This window comes from Streptomyces sp. NPDC101132, from assembly GCF_044759225.1.
Taxonomy (GTDB): Bacteria; Actinomycetota; Actinomycetes; order Streptomycetales; family Streptomycetaceae; genus Streptomyces.
Genome location: NZ_JBIVYX010000010.1, coordinates 1 through 17,421, shown reverse-complemented (window position 1 = coordinate 17,421; position 17,421 = coordinate 1). Strand labels below are relative to the sequence as shown.

Here is a 17,421-nt window from a genome sequence, read left to right as displayed (position 1 = left end):
AAATGCTCTACTCGGCCAGGGCTTCGGACCACTACAAGGAGATGAAGTCCCAGCTGCGCAGCCTCTACGGCTGGAAGCCCGTGCCCGAGGACGGCTGGCTCAAGGCGCTCGATGTCCAGGAAGCGTTGGTCGAGCGGGGCTGGCACCGGTCGGCGAGTGCCGCCGACATCCTCGTCGCGGTCACGGCGCGGGAGCACCGTCTGACGGTGCTGCACTACGACCGAGACTTCGACACCCTCAGCGGTGTGATCGACGTGCGCACGCAGTGGCTGGCCGAGCCCGGCACCATCGACTGACCGCTCAGCGCCCTTCCGGCCCCCGCCGCAACGGCCGGGGGCCTTCCGATGTCCCAGCCGGTATGGAACACGACAAGGTGGGGAGCCCGGCCGGGGGCGGGTGTCTGGTCGGGGTGGCGCGGGTGGTGGCCCTTGCGGTCGTGCTGCCGGTGCGGCTGGTGTGGGAGGTGCTGGTCGCCGGAGCGCGGGCCGGGTGGCGGTACGTGCTGGAGCCGGTGTGCCGGTACGTGCTCCTGCCGTTCTGCGAGTACGTGCTGCTGCCGCTGGTCAGGGCCCTCGTCTGGGTGCTGCGGGTGCTGCTCCGGCTGCTGTTCGTCTGGCCGTGGGTCGCGGTGTGGCGGTACGTGCTGTGCCCCCTCGGCAACGGTGCGGTCTGGCTGGCCGGGCAGGCGTACGCGTACGTCCTCGCTCCCGTGGGGCGGTTCTTCCAGCGCTGGGTGCTGACCCCGCTCGGGTTCGCCGCAGGCTGGGCCGGGGCGCTGCTCTGGCGCTACGTGCTGTTCCCGGTCGGGCGGGCCGTCGCCTGGGCCGGCTGGGCCCTGGGCATGGTGCTGCTCGTCTGGCCGTGGGTGGGGCTGTGGCGGTACGCGCTCCGCCCCCTTGGCACCGGGGCCGCCTGGCTCGGCGCCCGTCTGTGGCGGCACGTGCTGGTACCCCTCGGCACGTTCCTCGCGTGGGCCGGCGACCGGGTGTGGACGTACCTGTTGCGGCCGGTCTGTCTGGCGCTCGTCTGGGCCTGGCACGTCTCCGGCCGCATCCTCGGGGTGCTGTGGCGGGGGCTGAAGTGGGTCGGGTGGGTGCTGGTCGGGTGGGCTGCCGTGAAGGCGTACCGGTACGTGCTCACGCCCCTCGGGCACGCGCTCCGCGACGCGTGACGGAGCGTGCGGGAGGCGGCGCGGGAGGTGCGGGTCGCCCTGTTCGGGTAGGGGACGGGGCGTACCGGCGGGGAACCGGTGAGGTCGGGGACGCGTACTCTGGGTAGTACGACAGCCGTAGGCGCGGCCCCGTAGCCGCCCCCGCTGCGAAAGACGTCACAAGGGCGGCGCGCGAGCGCCACGCCCCGCATCAAGGAGAAGAACCACTGGGCAAGCGACAGCCCGAAGGCCCGCCGCCCGCACCCGCGGTGCAGCGCATCCGCCTGCGCTACACCAAGCGCGGCCGCCTCCGGTTCACCAGCCACCGTGACTTCCAGCGTGCCTTCGAGCGGGCCCTGCGCCGCGCCGAGGTGCCCATGGCGTACTCGGCCGGCTTCACCCCGCACCCCAAGGTCTCGTACGCGAACGCCGCGCCGACCGGTACCGGCAGCGAGGCCGAGTACCTGGAGATCGCGCTCACCCAGGTCCGCGACCCCGAGAAGCTCCGCGAGCTGCTCGACGAGTCGCTGCCCGCGGGGCTGGACATCACCGACGCCGTCGAGGCCCGCACCTCGGGTCTCGCCGACCGGCTGACCGCCTCCATCTGGGAGCTGCGGCTGGACGGCGTCCCGGTCGCCGAGGCGCGGCGGGCCGCCGAGGCCTTCCTCGCCGCCGAGACCGTCGAGGTCCAGCGGCGTACCAAGAACGGCGTGCGCACCTTCGACACCCGCGGCGCCGTGGTGAGCCTCGAGGCTCTTCCTGCCGTGGGTGATAGGCCTGCTGACGACGCCTGTGCGATACTGCGGCTGGTTGTTCGGCATCTGACACCTGCCGTGCGACCCGACGACGTCCTGTCCGGTCTCCGAGCTGTGGCCGACCTGGCGCCGCCGGTCCCCGCTGCGGTGACCAGGCTGGCGCAGGGGCTCTTCGACGAGGAGTCCGGCACGGTGACCGACCCGCTCGCGCCCGACCGCGAGGCAGTCACGGCCGCCCCACCCACGGCCGCCGGACCTGCCAGCGCGTAGGCGCCGGAGGAGGTCCCGCGTAGGGACAGCCGTCGACGCGCAGCCCTGGCACTCGGGAGCCACCTGGGTCGGGCCGCGCACCCACCTGAAGACTTCCGCCAGGCCGTGCGTCAGATCGCGTACGGAACCGGCGGTCATGGACTAGAGCTCCCGTGCGGCGCACGCGCCCCGGACGCCGGGTCCGCGCTCATCGCGCGGAACCGTGCGGGCCGGAAGTCAGGCGTGGCGCCCGGGAGCGTGACGGGAGAACCGCCCGCATGCTCGAGTACGAATCCACTGACGCGTCGGCGCAGCGCAATGCCGACGAAAGCCCCAGCGACACGCTGCCCCCGCGCCGCCGGCGCCGGGCCGCATCGCGTCCGGCCGGCCCTCCCGGCGGTACGCCGGTGACGGCCGCCGCCGAGGAGGCCGCCCCGGCCCCCGCCGCCGAGGCCGCTCCGGCCGAGGCCCCCGCGGCCGAGGAGGCCGCTCCGAAGCGCACGCGCCGGCGTGCGACCCGTGCCGTGAGCACGCCGGTCGCGGAGACGGCCGCCGCCGAGGCACCCGCGGAGGCCGCTCCGGCCGAGGAGGCCGCGGCCGCGGAGGCCGCCCCCAAGCGCACGCGCCGCCGCGCCACCCGCTCCACCACCGCCGCGGTGGCGGAGGAGGCCCCCGCCGAGGCCGCGGCTCCCGCGGAGGCCCCGGCCGTCGCCGAGCCGGCGGCAGAGGACGCCGCTCCGAAGCGCACGCGCCGGCGTGCGACCCGTGCCGTGAGCACGCCGGTCGCGGAGACGGCCGCCGCCGAGGCACCCGCGGAGGCCCCGGCCGCCGAGGCGCCCGTCGCCGAGCCGGCGGCAGAGGACGCCGCCCCGAAGCGCACCCGCCGCCGTGCCACCCGCGCCGTCGCGGCCCCGGTCGCCGAGCCGGTGGCCGAAGAGGCTCCGGCCGTCGAGGCCGAGGACGAGGACGAGGACGAGGCCGCCGAGGAGGCGCAGGCCCCGGCCGCCGAGGCGCCCGTCGCCGAGCCGGTCGTCGAGGACGCCGCCCCCAAGCGCGCCCGCCGCCGCGCCACCCGTGCCACCACCGCCCCGGCCGCCGGTTCCGAGGCCGCCGAGGCCCCGGCCGCCGCCGCCCCGGCGAAGACCGTGACCGTCGCCGACGCCGTGGACGCCCCGCAGGGCCGTACCCGCCGCCGTGCCACCCGTGCGGCTGCCCCGGCCAGGGCCGAGGCCCGTGCCGAGGCGCCCGCCGCCGAGCAGGCCGCGCCCGCCCGCCGTGCGGCGCGCCCCGCCGTGGCCGTCTTCCAGGCCCCGGTGTTCACCGAGCCGATGTTCCAGACCCCGGAGACCGCCGCGGCCCAGGCCGCCGCCGAGGCCGCCGCGCTGCGCGAGGCCGAGGTGGAGGAGCCCGAGGAGACCGAGGCCGTCGAGGCGCCCGCGCCGGTGTCCGGCCGTCGCCGTCGCCGCCGTGGCGGTGCCGCCGAGCCCGAGCCGGTCGTCGAGCAGGAGCCCGAGGCCGAGGAGGAGCCCGTCGAGGCCGAGCTCGACGAGGCCGACGCGGAGGACGAGGCCGAGGGCGACGAGCGCCCCGCGCGCCGCCGTCGCCGTGGTGGACGTCGCCGCCGTCGTGGCGAGGCCGCCGAGGCGGAGGAGTCCGCCGACGAGGAGGCCGAGGAGTCCGACGAGGCGAACGAGGACGAAGAGGACGAGGCCGAGGAGGCCGCCGCGGGCCTGGGCAGCAGCTCCAGCCGCCGGCGCCGTCGCCGTCGCCGTCGTTCGGGCGACGCCGCGGGCGAGGCCGAGGCCGCCGACGAGGACGGTGTCCGCACCGTCGTCAAGGTCCGCGAGCCCCGTCCGGCGCGCGAGAAGGCCGAGCCTTCCGACGAGGTGCAGTCCATCAAGGGCTCGACCCGTCTGGAGGCGAAGAAGCAGCGCCGCCGCGAGGGCCGCGAGCAGGGCCGCCGCCGCGTGCCCATCATCACCGAGGCCGAGTTCCTGGCCCGCCGTGAGGCCGTCGAGCGCGTGATGGTCGTCCGCCAGAACGGCGAGCGCACCCAGATCGGCGTCCTCGAGGACAACGTGCTCGTCGAGCACTACGTCAACAAGGAGCAGGCCACCTCGTACGTCGGCAACGTCTACCTGGGCAAGGTCCAGAACGTGCTGCCGTCCATGGAGGCCGCGTTCATCGACATCGGCAAGGGCCGCAACGCGGTCCTGTACGCCGGTGAGGTCAACTTCGAGGCGCTCGGCCTGGCCAACGGGCCGCGCCGCATCGAGTCCGCCCTGAAGTCGGGCCAGTCGGTGCTGGTTCAGGTCACCAAGGACCCGATCGGCCACAAGGGCGCGCGTCTTACCTCGCAGGTCTCGCTGCCCGGCCGCTACCTGGTCTACGTGCCCGAGGGCTCGATGACCGGCATCAGCCGCAAGCTGCCCGACACCGAGCGCGCGCGTCTGAAGACCATCCTCAAGAAGATCGTCCCCGAGGACGCGGGCGTGATCGTGCGCACCGCCGCCGAGGGCGCGAGCGAGGACGAGCTGCGCCGCGACGTCGAGCGTCTGCAGGCGCAGTGGGAGGACATCCAGAAGAAGTCGAAGCAGATGACGACCTCGTCGCCGTCGCTGCTGTACGGCGAGCCGGACATGACCGTCCGCGTCGTCCGCGACATCTTCAACGAGGACTTCTCCAAGGTCATCGTGAGCGGTGACGAGGCGTGGGAGACCATCCACGGTTACGTCAACCACGTCGCGCCGGACCTGGCGGACCGCCTCCAGCGGTGGACCTCCGAGGTCGACATCTTCGCCACGTACCGGATCGACGAGCAGCTCGCCAAGGCGCTCGACCGCAAGGTGTGGCTGCCCTCGGGCGGCTCCCTCGTGATCGACAAGACCGAGGCGATGATCGTCATCGACGTCAACACCGGCAAGTTCACGGGCCAGGGCGGCAACCTGGAGGAGACCGTCACCCGGAACAACCTGGAGGCGGCCGAGGAGATCGTGCGCCAGCTGCGGCTGCGCGACCTGGGCGGCATCGTCGTCATCGACTTCATCGACATGGTGCTGGAGTCGAACCGGGACCTGGTGCTGCGGCGCCTGCTGGAGTGCCTGGGCCGGGACCGTACGAAGCACCAGGTCGCCGAGGTGACCTCGCTGGGCCTGGTCCAGATGACCCGCAAGCGGGTGGGCCAGGGTCTGCTGGAGTCCTTCTCCGAGACCTGTGTCCACTGCAACGGCCGCGGTGTCATCGTCCACATGGAGCAGCCGACCGCCGTCGGCGGTGGCGGCAAGCGTGCGAAGAAGCGCGGCCGCGGCGGTGCCGAGGGCCACGACCACGAGCACGAGGCCGAGACCACGTCGGGCGAGTCCGCCGAGGCCGTCGAGACGGCTGCGGAGGTCGCGGCCGAGGCCGCGGCGCCGCTCGCGCTGCCCGAGCCGGCGTTCGCCCCGGACGAGGAGCTGTACAGCAGCGCCGCCGAGGCGGAGGCCGCGGTGCGCGGCCGTCGCTCGCGCCGCCGTGCCACCCGCAAGGCGACCGCTCCGGTCGTCGCCGCCCCGGTGGTGCTGGACGAGCCGGTGACCGAGCCCGCGGACACGGTGCTGGAGCCGGCCGCCGAGGTCGTCGCGGAGGCCGTCGCGGCCGCCGAGACGGTCGAGGCCGTCGTCGCCGCCCCGGAGGACGTGGAGGCGTCGGTCGAGGAGGTCGCGCTCAAGGGACGTACGCGTCGCCGCGCGACCCGCAAGGCCACCGCCCCGGCGGGTGCCCCGAAGGCCGCCGAGGCCGCCGCGGAGGTCGTCGTCCCGGCGGCCGAGCCGGTGGCCGTGGCCGAGCCCGAGGCCGTCGAGCCCGTGGCGGAGGCTCCGGCCGCCGCCGAGGAGCCGGAGGCCGCGCAGGCCGAGGCGCCGGTGGCGGAGACCGCCGCGCCGCCGCGTGCGCGTCGCCGTGCCACCCGTAAGGCGACCGCGCCTGCCGGTTCCCCGGCGGGTTCGGCGGAGGCGGCCGTCGTGGTCGTGGCCGCCCCGGCGGCCGAGGCGCCCGCGGAGGCCCCCGAGGCCGCCGTGGAGGCCGAGGCTCCGGTGGAGGCCGAGGAGGCTGCTCCGGCCAAGAAGACGGCCCGCAAGGCCGCCGTCAAGAAGGCCCCCGCGAAGAAGGCCGCCGCCAAGAAGACGACCACCGCGAAGAAGGCGGTCGCCAAGAAGACGGCGGCGAAGAAGACCACGGCCAAGAAGGCGACGAAGAAGACCGCCGCGGCGGAGCAGCAGACGCTGCCCTCCGTGTCGGCCTCCACCGACGCCTGATCGGTTCACAGGGCCCGGTTTGACCTCTCAAACCGGGCCCCGTAACCTTGACCGTCGGCGTGTCTGAGGCACGCCACCACTCCTGAGCACCACACCTCCCGGCCTCGCGGCGTGGGGGAGGCCGCCCGTGCATCGGCCGGGGCCGGCTGGCTTCAGGGGTTCCGTCCCGAGTGAGAGAGAGATCCGCGTGTACGCCATCGTGCGCAGCGGTGGTCGCCAGCACAAGGTTGCTGTCGGCGACATCGTTGAGGTTGACAAGATTTCCACTGCCAATGTTGGCGACACGGTCGAGCTCTCGACCCTGCTCGTTGTCGACGGCGACTCCGTGACCAGCGACCCGTGGGTCCTGGCCGGCATCAAGGTCCAGGCCGAGGTCGTGGACCACCACAAGGGCGCGAAGATCGACATCCTCCGCTACAAGAACAAGACCGGCTACCGCCGTCGCCAGGGTCACCGTCAGCAGTACACGGCGATCAAGGTCACCGCGATCCCGTCGGCCGCGAAGTAAAGAGGGACTGAGACATGGCACACAAGAAGGGCGCATCGTCCACCCGGAACGGTCGCGACTCCAATGCCCAGCGGCTCGGCGTGAAGCGCTTCGGCGGTCAGGTCGTCTCCGCCGGTGAGATCCTCGTCCGCCAGCGCGGCACCCACTTCCACCCCGGCGCGGGCGTGGGTCGTGGTGGCGACGACACCCTGTTCGCCCTGCAGGCCGGCGCGGTGCAGTTCGGCACCCACCGTGGCCGCAAGGTCGTGAACATCGTTCCCGCCGCCTGATCCAGGCGTCAGCGGAACGACACGTAGCACCCACCGAGGGCGGATCTCAGACTTCCCGGCCATGCCGGGAAGCGGGTCCGCCCTCGGCGCGTTTCCATGGGTGCAGTACTACACAGACATTTCGCTTGATTCCCCCCTCAGTATCGGAGGCACCCCACCATGACCACCTTCGTGGACCGCGTCGAGCTGCACGTCGCCGCGGGTAACGGAGGCCACGGCTGTGCCTCCGTTCACCGGGAGAAGTTCAAGCCGCTCGGCGGCCCGGACGGCGGCAACGGCGGTCGCGGCGGCGACGTGATCCTCACCGTGGACCAGTCGATCACCACGCTGCTGGAGTACCACCACAGCCCGCACCGCAAGGCCACCAACGGCAAGCCCGGCGAGGGCGGCAACCGCTCCGGCAAGGACGGCCAGGACCTGGTCCTGACGGTGCCGGACGGCACGGTGGTCCTGGACAAGCAGGGCAACGTCCTGGCCGACCTGGTCGGCGAGGGCACCACGTACATCGCCGCCCAGGGCGGCCGCGGCGGCCTCGGCAACGCCGCGCTGGCCTCCGCCCGCCGCAAGGCCCCCGGCTTCGCCCTGCTCGGCGAGCCCGGTGACGCCGGCGACGTCGTCCTGGAGCTCAAGACGGTCGCGGACGTGGCCCTCGTCGGCTACCCCAGCGCCGGCAAGTCCTCGCTGATCTCCGTGCTCTCCGCCGCGAAGCCGAAGATCGCCGACTACCCGTTCACCACCCTGGTCCCCAACCTCGGCGTGGTCACCGCCGGCTCGACGGTCTACACGATCGCCGACGTGCCGGGCCTGATCCCGGGCGCCAGCCAGGGCCGGGGCCTCGGCCTGGAGTTCCTGCGCCACGTCGAGCGCTGCTCCGTGCTGGTGCACGTGCTGGACACCGCGACGCTGGAGTCGGACCGCGACCCGGTCTCCGACCTCGACGTGATCGAGGAGGAGCTGCGGCTGTACGGCGGCGGCCTGGAGAAGCGCCCGCGCCTGGTGGTCCTGAACAAGGTCGACATCCCCGACGGCAAGGACCTGGCGGAGATGATCCGTCCCGAGCTGGAGGAGCGCGGCTACAAGGTCTTCGAGGTCTCCGCGGTCGCCCGCACGGGCCTCAAGGAGCTGTCGTTCGCGCTGGCCGAGATCGTCGCCAAGGCGCGCGCCCGCAAGCCGAAGGCGGAGGCGACCCGCATCGTCATCCGTCCGAAGGCCGTGGACGACGCCGGCTTCACCGTCGCCTACGACGAGAGCGAGGACGTGTACCGGGTGCGCGGCGAGAAGCCGGAGCGCTGGGTGCGCCAGACGGACTTCAACAACGACGAGGCCGTGGGCTACCTGGCCGACCGCCTCAACCGCCTCGGTGTCGAGGACGCGCTGGTGAAGGCCGGTGCCCGGGCGGGCGACGGCGTGGCCATCGGCTCCGACGAGGACGCGGTCGTCTTCGACTGGGAGCCGACGCTGACGGCGGGCGCCGAGATGCTCGGCCGCCGTGGCGAGGACCACCGCCTGGACGCCCCGCGTCCGGCGACCCAGCGCCGCCGCGAGAAGGAGGCGCGCCGCGACGACGCGCAGCGCGAGTTCGACGAGTTCCGGCCGTTCTGACGGTCCCCCTGGTCCCAGGGCCGGGCGTACGCCGTACGCCCGGCCCCGCGGATCCGCTCCGCCCGGCACCGGCCCCGGCGTGCGCCCCGGCCCCGGCTCCGGCCGAGGGGTGGAACAGGCGGTTCACCGGGCTCCCGTAGGATCCCGGGGTGAGTAACGTGCTCCCTCAGCACCCGGGCGGAACTGCGCCTTCCGCCCGTGACGGCAGCGTCGCCGTCGTGGTGATCGCCTACAACGACGCCCGGCTCGTCGGCGAGGCCGTACGGTCGGCCCTCGCCCAGGGGCCGGTGGTCTCCGAGGTCATCGCCGTGAACGACCGCTCGTCCGACGGCACCGCCCAGGTGCTGGACGAGCTGGCCGCCGTACACCCCCGCCTGCGGGTGATCCACCGCACGGAGAACAGCGGCGGCTGCGGCACCCCGCGGAACGACGGGATCGCCGCCGCGTCGGCCCCGTACGTCCTGTTCCTCGACAGCGACGACGTGCTGCCCGAGGGGGCGGCCGAAGCCCTCCTGCGCGCCGCCCAGCGCCACAGTGCGCCGGTGACCGTCGGCGCCTGCGTACGCCGGGAGCTCCCGCAGGAGCAGGACACGCCCTGGGTGCCGGGGCTGTACCAGGCTCCCGCGGTCATCGAGCGGCCCGCCGACAAGCCGGAGCTCGTCCGCGACACCCTGTGCGTCAACAAGCTCTACGAGCGCTCCTTCCTGGAAAAGCATTCGATCCGCTTTCCCGACGGTCGCTTCATCTACGAGGACTTCGTCTTCACCGCGCAGGTGCTCGCCGCCGCCCCGCGCATCGCCGTGGTCCCGGACCTCGTCTACGTCTGGCACGTGCGCCGCAGCGCCGCGCAGGTCTCCATCTCCCTGGACCGCGCCGACATCGGCAACTGGCGGGCCCGCGTCGACGCCCACGACAAGGCCGTCGAGATCATGCGGCACGCCGGCGCGGACGCCCTCGTCCACGCCTGCCGGGTCAAGTTCCTCGAGTACGACCTGCGCATGTACCTCCGCGAGCTGGGCACCCACCCCGACTACCAGCGGGCCTGGTGGACGCTGACCCGCGAGTACCTCGCCGGCTTCCTGCCGTCCGAGGTCGCCGCCGCGAACGCCTCCGCCCGCTGGATCGTCAACGTCCTGCGCGCCACCGACACCCCGCCCGCCGACGTGGCCCGGCTGGTCGCCTTCGCCGGCGAGCCGCCGCGGCTGCTCCCGCCGTACGCGCGGGACGCCGGGGGCACCGCCGTCTGGAGCGACGAGCTGCCGGCCGCCGTGCTCGACGGACTCGACGAGCTGCCGCCGGACCGGCTGCCCGTCACCGTGGACGCCGAGCTGGTCACCGGGGTCGACGGCCGGATCCGGGTCCGCGTCCACGACCTGTACGGGCGCCTGGCGGCGGCCGCCCCCCGCACCGCCCGCCTGGAGTTCCGCACCCGGGGCAGCGACGAACCGCACGTCGGGAGCCCCACGCCCCTCACCCCCGCGGGGCCGGATTCCTGGACCGCGGACCTGCCCGTCGGCCTCACCGCCCTGGCCCGCGCCGGACGCCGCCGCGGCCGCCCGGGCCTGCAGATATGGCAGGTCCAGCTGCGCGTGGAGTGCGCCGGCGGCGAGACGCTGCTCGCATCGCTGCGCTGCGCGGGGAACCGGCTGAGCCGCCGGGCCGTCCCCAGCAGAAGGTACGGTGTGCTGCTGGTGCAGTCCTACGTGACGAACTCCGGCTCGCTCGGGATGCGGCTCGCCCCCGGGATGCACGGCACGGTCAGCCTGGTCAGGAACCGGCTGGGCCGGGCCCGGATGGCCAGGGCGGCAGGCTCGGCGGGCTGACGACACCGCTGCCGACCCCGCGGCACGCAGGGACCGCGGAGACCCGCAAGGACAGGAATCAGGAGTAACAATGACGTTTCTGATCACCGGTGGCGCCGGCTACATCGGCTCGCACGTGGTCCGCGCGATGCAGCTCGCGGGCGAGCGCGTCGTGGTGCTGGACGACCTGTCCACGGGTGACGCCCGCCGCGTCCCGGACGGCGTGCCGCTGGTGGTCGGCTCCGTACTCGACCGGCTCGTCCTCGACGAGACACTCCGGCAGCACCACATCACCGGCGTGGTGCACCTCGCGGGCAAGAAGCAGGTCGGCGAGTCCGTCGAGAAGCCGCTGTTCTACTACCACGAGAACGTCCAGGGCCTCACCGTCCTGCTCCAGGCCGTCGCGGACGCGGGCGTGAAGAACTTCCTCTTCTCGTCCTCCGCCTCCGTCTACGGCATGCCGGACGTCGACTTCGTGACGGAGGAGACGCCCTGCAAGCCGCTCAGCCCCTACGGCGAGACCAAGCTCGCCGGCGAGTGGCTGGTGCGCGCCGCGGGCCGGGCCCACGGCATCTCCACCGCCTGCCTGCGCTACTTCAACGTGGCGGGCGCGGCTACCCCGGAACTCGCCGACACCGGCGTCTTCAACCTCGTCCCGATGGTCTTCGAGCGCCTCGACGCCGGTGAGGCGCCGCGCATCTTCGGCGACGACTACCCGACCCCCGACGGCACCTGCGTCCGCGACTACATCCACGTCGAGGACCTCGCGGACGCGCACGTGGTCGCCGCCCGCAAGCTGGCCGAGTGGGCCGCGGCGGGCACCGCGCGCGACCTGACCGTCAACATCGGCCGCGGCGAGGGCGCCTCCGTACGGGAGATGGTCGACCTCATCAACGAGATCACCGGCCACACCGTCGAGCCCCTCGTCACCCCGCGCCGCCCCGGCGACCCGGCCCGCGTCGTGGCCTCTGCCGAGCTGATCGAGCGCGAGCTGGGCTGGAAGGCCCGGCACGACGTGCGCGACATGATCGGCTCCGCCTGGGCCGGCTGGGGCCTGCACCGCGCCCCGGCCGGCGCCGAGATCATCTGAAGTTCCCTCAGCCACGGCCGGGGTTCCTCGGCCCGGCGCTGAGGAACCTCAGCCGACGGTCCTCCGTGCCCGGTCCAGCGTGCTGCGCGCCTTCCGCACCAGCCGCCGCGGCACGGACGGCCGTACGGTGACGCGCAGCCGCTCGCCGTCGGCACCCCGCACCGGCAGGTCCCGCAGGAACCCGCGGTGCTCCAGCCGGAGGGCCAGTTCCCAGATGCCCGCCGGAACGCCCCGCAGGCCGGCGGCGGCCGAGACCTTGTCCTCGCCGAAGCCCGAGCCGGAGTCGGACCCCTGGGTCACGAAGGGCGCCCTGCCCGGCGCCGTCAGCACCAGGTGCACCGGGGCGTCCGCGGGCCAGCCCGGCACGGTGGCGGAGGCCTCGACGGTGGTGCGGCCCAGCGGACCCACGCGCACCGCGCCCAGGGCGTCCCGGCCCAGGGGGTAGCGGGTGGCGCCGACGTCCAGGTTCACGTGCCGGTGCGGGTCGGAGTGGAAGACGGTCACCGCCGTGGGCCCGGCGGCCCGGCCGCGGTCCACGATCCGGGGCTCGGGCGGGCCGTCGTACGCGGAGCCCTCGGGCCGCGGCAGCCACGCGTCCTTGACCAGCTCGCCGGCCGCCGCGGTGATGCGCATCGTCCAGATGCCGTCCGGCAGCGGCCCTCCGTCGGCCGCGTGGCCGACGTCGATCGCGGCGGTGTAGTGGCCGTCCTCGTCGGTCTCGGCGGGCACCCAGTACGTGTACCCCTGGCGCCGCAGCAGGATCCCGGCACCCTGCTCGGTGCCGGCCCCCAGGCCCTCCAGCCGGGCGGTGCCGGTCAGCCGCAGCACCGGGCCGTCCCAGTGGTGGTCGGTGAGGCGGTGCCGCAGGGTGATGCGGGAGGTGAGGTCGAAGACCTCGTCGGGTATCCCGGCCGCGGGATCGCGGAAGGCCGGGTACGCGGCGTAGGCGCGGGCGCCCTCGATGACGGCCGGCCCCAGCTCGCGGGCCGTGTCGGCCTCGACGGCGGCGGTGAGCTGCGCCAGGTCGCCGGTGCGCAGACAGTGGGCGCGCAGCCGCAGGCGCGGCGGCAGCGCCCGGGCTATCCGCTCGGTCATCCACTTCTCCACCAGCGGCGCGGCCGCCCCGGCCATGGCCCGGCGGCCCTCCTCGTCGCGGGCCAGGTAGGGGGCGCCGAACATGCTGAGCACCTCGCCGTGGAAGTGGCGCTCCATCAGCTTGTCCCGGTCCGGCCCCTCGGGGACGTGCGCGGCCACCATGTCGAGGATCCCGGAGACGTACGCCAGCTGGCGCACCCAGTCCACGTCCTGACGGCTGGCGTTGCTGCCGTCGTCGCGGCCCTCCAGGAAGTAGCAGTCGTGGTCGGCGACGACGGAGATCTTCTCGGCGTGCAGGACGCCGTGCGCGGCGAAGGGGATGTCCTCGTTGATCAGGTAGCCCTCGGTGAAGCGCAGCCCGTGCTTCTCGATCAGGGTGCGGCGCCACAGCTTGTAGGCGGCGAGGGTCCAGTAGACGGGGGAGTCGAAGATGCTCACGTCCGGGCTGTTCAGCCGCAGGTCCACGGGGGCGGGGCGGCCGCCGATCCCGACGATCCGCCCGTACACCACGTCCGAGCCCTGCTCCTCGGCCATGGCGACCAGCCGCTCCAGCGCCTCCGTGCCGAGGTAGTCGTCGGAGTCCAGGAAGAACAGGTACTCGCCGGTGGCCCGCTCGATGCCCACGTTCCGCGGCCTGCCCGCGCCGCCGGAGGCGGGCTGGTGGACCACGGTCACGTTCGGGTGGTTCTCCGCCCAGGCGTCCAGCCAGGCGCCGGATCCGTCGTCGGAGCCGTCGTCGACGGCGATGACCTCGATCCGGTCCTGCCCGAGGGTCTGGGCCGCCACGGAATCGAAGCAGCGCTGGAGGTATCTCTCGGTGTTGTGGACCGGGACGATGACACTGACGCGCGGGCCCATGTGGCTACTTCCTCGGGTTTGTGCCCTGACTGCTTCCTGCAACCCGAGGTTACGGACGAGGACGACGGGCCACCACTGCTCAAATGGTGACCCGTCGCCCGTGCCCGAAAGATCCTTTGCCCGAAACCGGGCCTATCGGCCTTTTCCTCCTCCTCAGCGCTGGAGGAACGCGAAAAGCGCCTCCCAGCGGTCGACGATCTCGGCGCTGGCGTAGCGCTTCACGTTGTGGAAGGCCGCGTCCCCGAGCCGGTCGCGCAGCTCCCGGTCCGAGATCAGCCGGTCCAGGTGGGAGGCCAGTTCCATGGTGTTGCCCACCCGGGCCAGCAGCCCGTCCTCGCCGTGCCGGACGATCTCGCGGACGCCCGGGGCGCAGTCGAAGGCGGCGCACGGCACGCCCGCCGCCATCGCCTCCAGCAGCGTGATGGGGAAGCCCTCGGCGCGGGAGGCCTGGGCGAAGACCGAGGCGCCCATCAGGGCGCCGAGCACGTCGCCGGTGCGGCCCATCCACTCCACGGACCCGTCGAGGCCCAGCTCGGTGCAGCGGGCGCGCAGCATCGGCTCGTCGCCGCCGGCGCCGTAGATCCGCAGCGTCCAGTCGGGGTGCTTCGGCGCGACCTCCGACCAGCTGTCCAGCAGCAGGTCGACGCCCTTCTCGTCGGAGAGCCGGCCGATGGACGCGACCACCTTGGCGGTGCGCGGCGCGGGGCTGTCCGGCAGGAAGGGGAGCGGGTTCGGCATGCTGCCGGTGTTCTCCATCCCGGCCCTGATCCACCGGTCGGCGTCCTCCGGGGTGAGGACGAGCATCCGGTCGACGTCGCGGTAGTACCGGCGGACCCGGCCGCCGCGGGAGGACTTGTTGCTGGCCTCGAAGGACTCGTGGCTCATGCCGATCAGGGTGACGTTCTTGGTGTCGGCCAGCGCGACCCACTCCATCGCCCACACCTGGGTGACGATCACGACGGCGCCGGGGCCGGCCGCCCGGAACATCTCCGACAGCCGTTCGGCCTTCGCACGCATCTGCGATGCGCGGGACGCGCGGCGGGCCCGCTCCGCCGCGTTCAGCCTCCCCTTCAGACCCTCTATGGGGGGGATGCTGGGCGGCCTCTCCTCGTAGAGCGTGGTCGTCGCGTACGGCAGGCCGGCCGGGAGCTCCTGGCGGAGGTGCTCCTCGACCGGCGCGATGCCGATGACGTGGACGCGGTTGCCGCGCTCGGTGAACAGCCGGGCCATCTGGTGCGACCAGGTGGTCACTCCGCCCAGCTCGTCCACGCTGTTGCAGACGAGGAAGAGGTCACGGCCTCCCGGCCGTGCGGTCTGATCGGTCACTTGCTCCCCTGGTGAAGAACTGCTCGACGATCTGCTTCGCCGCGTCGCCACGGTCGTGCTCGCCGAACTCGGCGAGGAACCGCTGCCGTGCCTCGGAGTACTTCGCCGCGGTGTCCTCGAAACCGTCCACGGTCTCGAAGAGCTCGTCGGCGGAGGAGACGACCGGACCGGGCGCCTTCTCCTTCAGGTCGAAGTACGTGCCGCGGATGTCGTCCACGTACTCGGCGTAGTCGTACGCGAAGAAGATCATGGGGCGGTCCAGCACCGCGTAGTCGAACATCACGGAGGAGTAGTCCGTCACCAGGCCGTCGGCCAGGGCCAGCAGCGGACTGATGTCGTGGTGCCGGCTGACGTCGATGACCTTGCCGCGCACGGACGGCGGCAGGGTGACGCTGTTGAGGTAGTGGGTGCGGATCAGCAGCGTGAAGCGGTCGCCCAGCTCCTCCGCGAACCGCTCCACGTCGAAGGGCAGCTCGAAGCCGCGCACCGCCCCGTCGGGACCGGCCCGGAAGGTGGGCGCGTACAGCAGCACCTTCTTGTCGGGGGCGATGCCCAGCTCCGCGGCCAGCGGGCCGCGCACGCGCTCGCCGCTCTCCGTCTCGTTCCGGTGGGCCGCGACGAGCTCGTCGTTGCGCGGGTAGCCGGTGCGCAGCAGCACCGACTCCTTCAGCCGGAAGCCCTTGGCGAGGGTGCGGGTGTCGTGCTCCGAGCGGATCAGGAAGTGGTCGAAGCGGTCCAGGGCCACCTGGTAGGCGTCCTGGCCCGCACGGCCCTGCGCCTTGATGCGCGGCTCGTCGAAGCCCATGCGCTTGAGCGCGGAGCCGTGCCAGGTCTGGATGTACGTGGTCTCGGGGCGCTTGGTGAGCTTGAGCGGGAAGCCCTGGTTGTCCACCCAGAACTCCGCCTGCGCCAGGGCCCGCAGGTACTGCCAGCTCCACCGCTTGACCAGGGTGGCGTCCTTCGGGAAGCCCTTGGCGCTGCCGGCGTACGACCAGACGGCGTCGAACTTCACGCCCTGGCGGCGCATCTCCTCGTAGATGGCCTTGGGGCTGTCGCTGTACTGCTTGCCGAGGTGGCTCTCGAAGACGACCAGGCCCTTCTTGACCGGCAGTTTCGAGAAGACCTCGTGGTAGACCTTGATCTTCTGCTCGCCGGAGCCGAAGTTCCGCTTGGCCTTCAGGGCGCGCTTGAGGCCCTTCTTCAGCACACCGGCCGCCTTCGACTGCATGGCGTCGCCCAGCAGCTCGGTCGTGCGCACCGCGGCCTTGCCCTCGGCGGTGAGCACGTACGACAGGTTGCCCTTCTTGGTCATCTCGGGGACGAACCGGTCGGCGACCATGCGGGTCAGCCGCGGCCGTACGCGCAGCGAGCGGGCCGACTCCAGGTCGGTGCCGCCGACCGACACGCGGGTGGTCAGCTTGTCGCCGCCCGCGGTCAGGACCAGCCGCACGTCCCAGACGGCGTCGATGATGCCCAGCGGGCGGACCTTGTGCGCCACGTCCGCCTCGGCCGACCACGAGATGGTCCCGCCCTCGTGCCGGACGGAGGTCGCCGGGAAGCGGAAGGACTTCACACCGATCTGGCGGCGGGCGCGGAACTCCACGGCCGCGCTCAGCTTCGCGTCCGGCTTGATGCGGCCCAGCGGGTTCACGACCTCGCCGGAGAGCCGTACCGTGCCGCGGCCGTCGTCCTCGTACGAGGTGAGCCGGTTGCCCAGGGTCAGCGCGGTCAGCGGGCGGGTGTGGAAGCCGTCGTCCGTGACGTCCAGTATCCGGCGGGCCTCGGCGTCGTCGAGGTGCTCGGCGCACCAGTAGATCCGGCCGTCCCGCTCGGCCAGCGGCGAGGTCAGCCGCCCCTTGTTGGTGAGCGCCTCGGCCGTCGGGAGCAGGTTGTCCCAGTCCTCCTGCTTGAGGAGGTAGGCGCAGATGGCCTGGAGGGGCTGCACGTGGTCGTAGGCGTCGGGGTGGATGGTGTCGAGGTAGCCGTTGGCGAGTTGGGCGAATTCGTGGCGGTAGTCGTCGTCGAGGAGGGGGAGGTCGCGCAGGTGGAGGACGAGGTCGTGCTTGAGGAACTTGACGTCCTTGGCGAATTTGAGGTCGTCGTGGCCGTGTGAGGCGAGGAGGTCGTCGACGCGGCGGTGGATGGCCATGCGGTGGACGAAGTTGGCGATCTCGTGGCGCCGGTTGGAGATGGACTTGGCGGCGGCCTTTTCGACGACGTTCCAGTGGTAGACGTGGTTGGGGATGAGGGTGATCTTCTTCGCGGCGACGTAGGCCTGGGCGGAGAAGAGGAGGTCTTCGTAGTGGATGCCGACGGGGAACTGGAGGTTCGCTTCGCGCAGGAAGTCGCGTCGGTAGCACTTGTTGGTGGAGAGGGTGTCGAAGACGAGGAGGTCGGGGAGTTCGGTGATCGACTCCAGGGTGCG

At 72.9% G+C, this 17,421-nt stretch carries 12 protein-coding genes; 9 read left to right on the top strand and 3 right to left on the bottom strand.

Translation table 11 applies throughout. The features are described from left to right. Positions 1–2 precede the first annotated feature (2 nt). From ACIQUR_RS23115 to galE, 9 genes are all read left to right on the top strand, one after another. The gene (locus ACIQUR_RS23115; protein ID WP_403667282.1) at positions 3–296 is read left to right on the top strand and encodes a hypothetical protein; all 294 of its coding nucleotides are present in this window, start codon (positions 3–5) and stop codon (positions 294–296) included. A gap of 62 nt (positions 297–358) precedes the next feature. Then, the gene (locus ACIQUR_RS23110; protein WP_403667280.1) at positions 359–1,171 is read left to right on the top strand and encodes a hypothetical protein; all 813 of its coding nucleotides are present in this window, start codon (positions 359–361) and stop codon (positions 1,169–1,171) included. Between the two features lie 248 nt (positions 1,172–1,419). Then, a complete protein-coding gene (locus tag ACIQUR_RS23105) occupies positions 1,420–2,175 on the top strand; it encodes a TIGR03936 family radical SAM-associated protein (RefSeq protein ID WP_403667277.1) in 756 nt (251 codons plus the stop codon). A 257-nt stretch (positions 2,176–2,432) separates the two neighbouring features. Next, positions 2,433–6,446 carry a ribonuclease E/G gene (locus tag ACIQUR_RS23100; protein WP_403667275.1) on the top strand — a complete coding sequence of 1,338 codons (4,014 nt, stop codon included), beginning with the start codon at positions 2,433–2,435 and terminating at the stop codon, positions 6,444–6,446. Between the two features lie 187 nt (positions 6,447–6,633). Beyond that, entirely contained in the window at positions 6,634–6,954 is a 321-nt protein-coding gene (rplU, locus tag ACIQUR_RS23095; RefSeq protein WP_399950765.1) for a 50S ribosomal protein L21, read from the top strand. A gap of 14 nt (positions 6,955–6,968) precedes the next feature. After that, the gene (rpmA, locus tag ACIQUR_RS23090; RefSeq protein WP_008738950.1) at positions 6,969–7,223 is read left to right on the top strand and encodes a 50S ribosomal protein L27; all 255 of its coding nucleotides are present in this window, start codon (positions 6,969–6,971) and stop codon (positions 7,221–7,223) included. Between the two features lie 159 nt (positions 7,224–7,382). Beyond that, entirely contained in the window at positions 7,383–8,825 is a 1,443-nt protein-coding gene (gene obgE / locus ACIQUR_RS23085; protein WP_403667272.1) for a GTPase ObgE, read from the top strand. Positions 8,826–8,974: 149 nt separating this feature from the next. Next, positions 8,975–10,648, top strand: a complete 1,674-nt coding sequence (locus ACIQUR_RS23080; RefSeq protein WP_403667269.1) for a glycosyltransferase family 2 protein — start codon at positions 8,975–8,977, stop codon at positions 10,646–10,648. Between the two features lie 70 nt (positions 10,649–10,718). Next, positions 10,719–11,717 carry a UDP-glucose 4-epimerase GalE gene (gene galE / locus ACIQUR_RS23075; protein WP_403667266.1) on the top strand — a complete coding sequence of 333 codons (999 nt, stop codon included), beginning with the start codon at positions 10,719–10,721 and terminating at the stop codon, positions 11,715–11,717. A 48-nt stretch (positions 11,718–11,765) separates the two neighbouring features. On the opposite strand, the gene ACIQUR_RS23070 is transcribed toward galE, so the two are convergent. The 3 genes from ACIQUR_RS23070 to ACIQUR_RS23060 form a co-directional block, all read right to left on the bottom strand. Next, a complete protein-coding gene (locus tag ACIQUR_RS23070; protein WP_403667263.1) occupies positions 11,766–13,670 on the bottom strand; it encodes a glycosyltransferase family 2 protein in 1,905 nt (634 codons plus the stop codon). Positions 13,671–13,823: 153 nt separating this feature from the next. Beyond that, positions 13,824–14,996, bottom strand: a complete 1,173-nt coding sequence (locus ACIQUR_RS23065; protein WP_403667260.1) for a glycosyltransferase — start codon at positions 14,994–14,996, stop codon at positions 13,824–13,826. Beyond that, positions 14,962–17,421: CDP-glycerol glycerophosphotransferase family protein (locus ACIQUR_RS23060; protein ID WP_403667256.1), on the bottom strand; the 2,460-nt coding region annotated here is incomplete at its 5' end. The genes ACIQUR_RS23060 and ACIQUR_RS23065, both read right to left, overlap by 35 nt.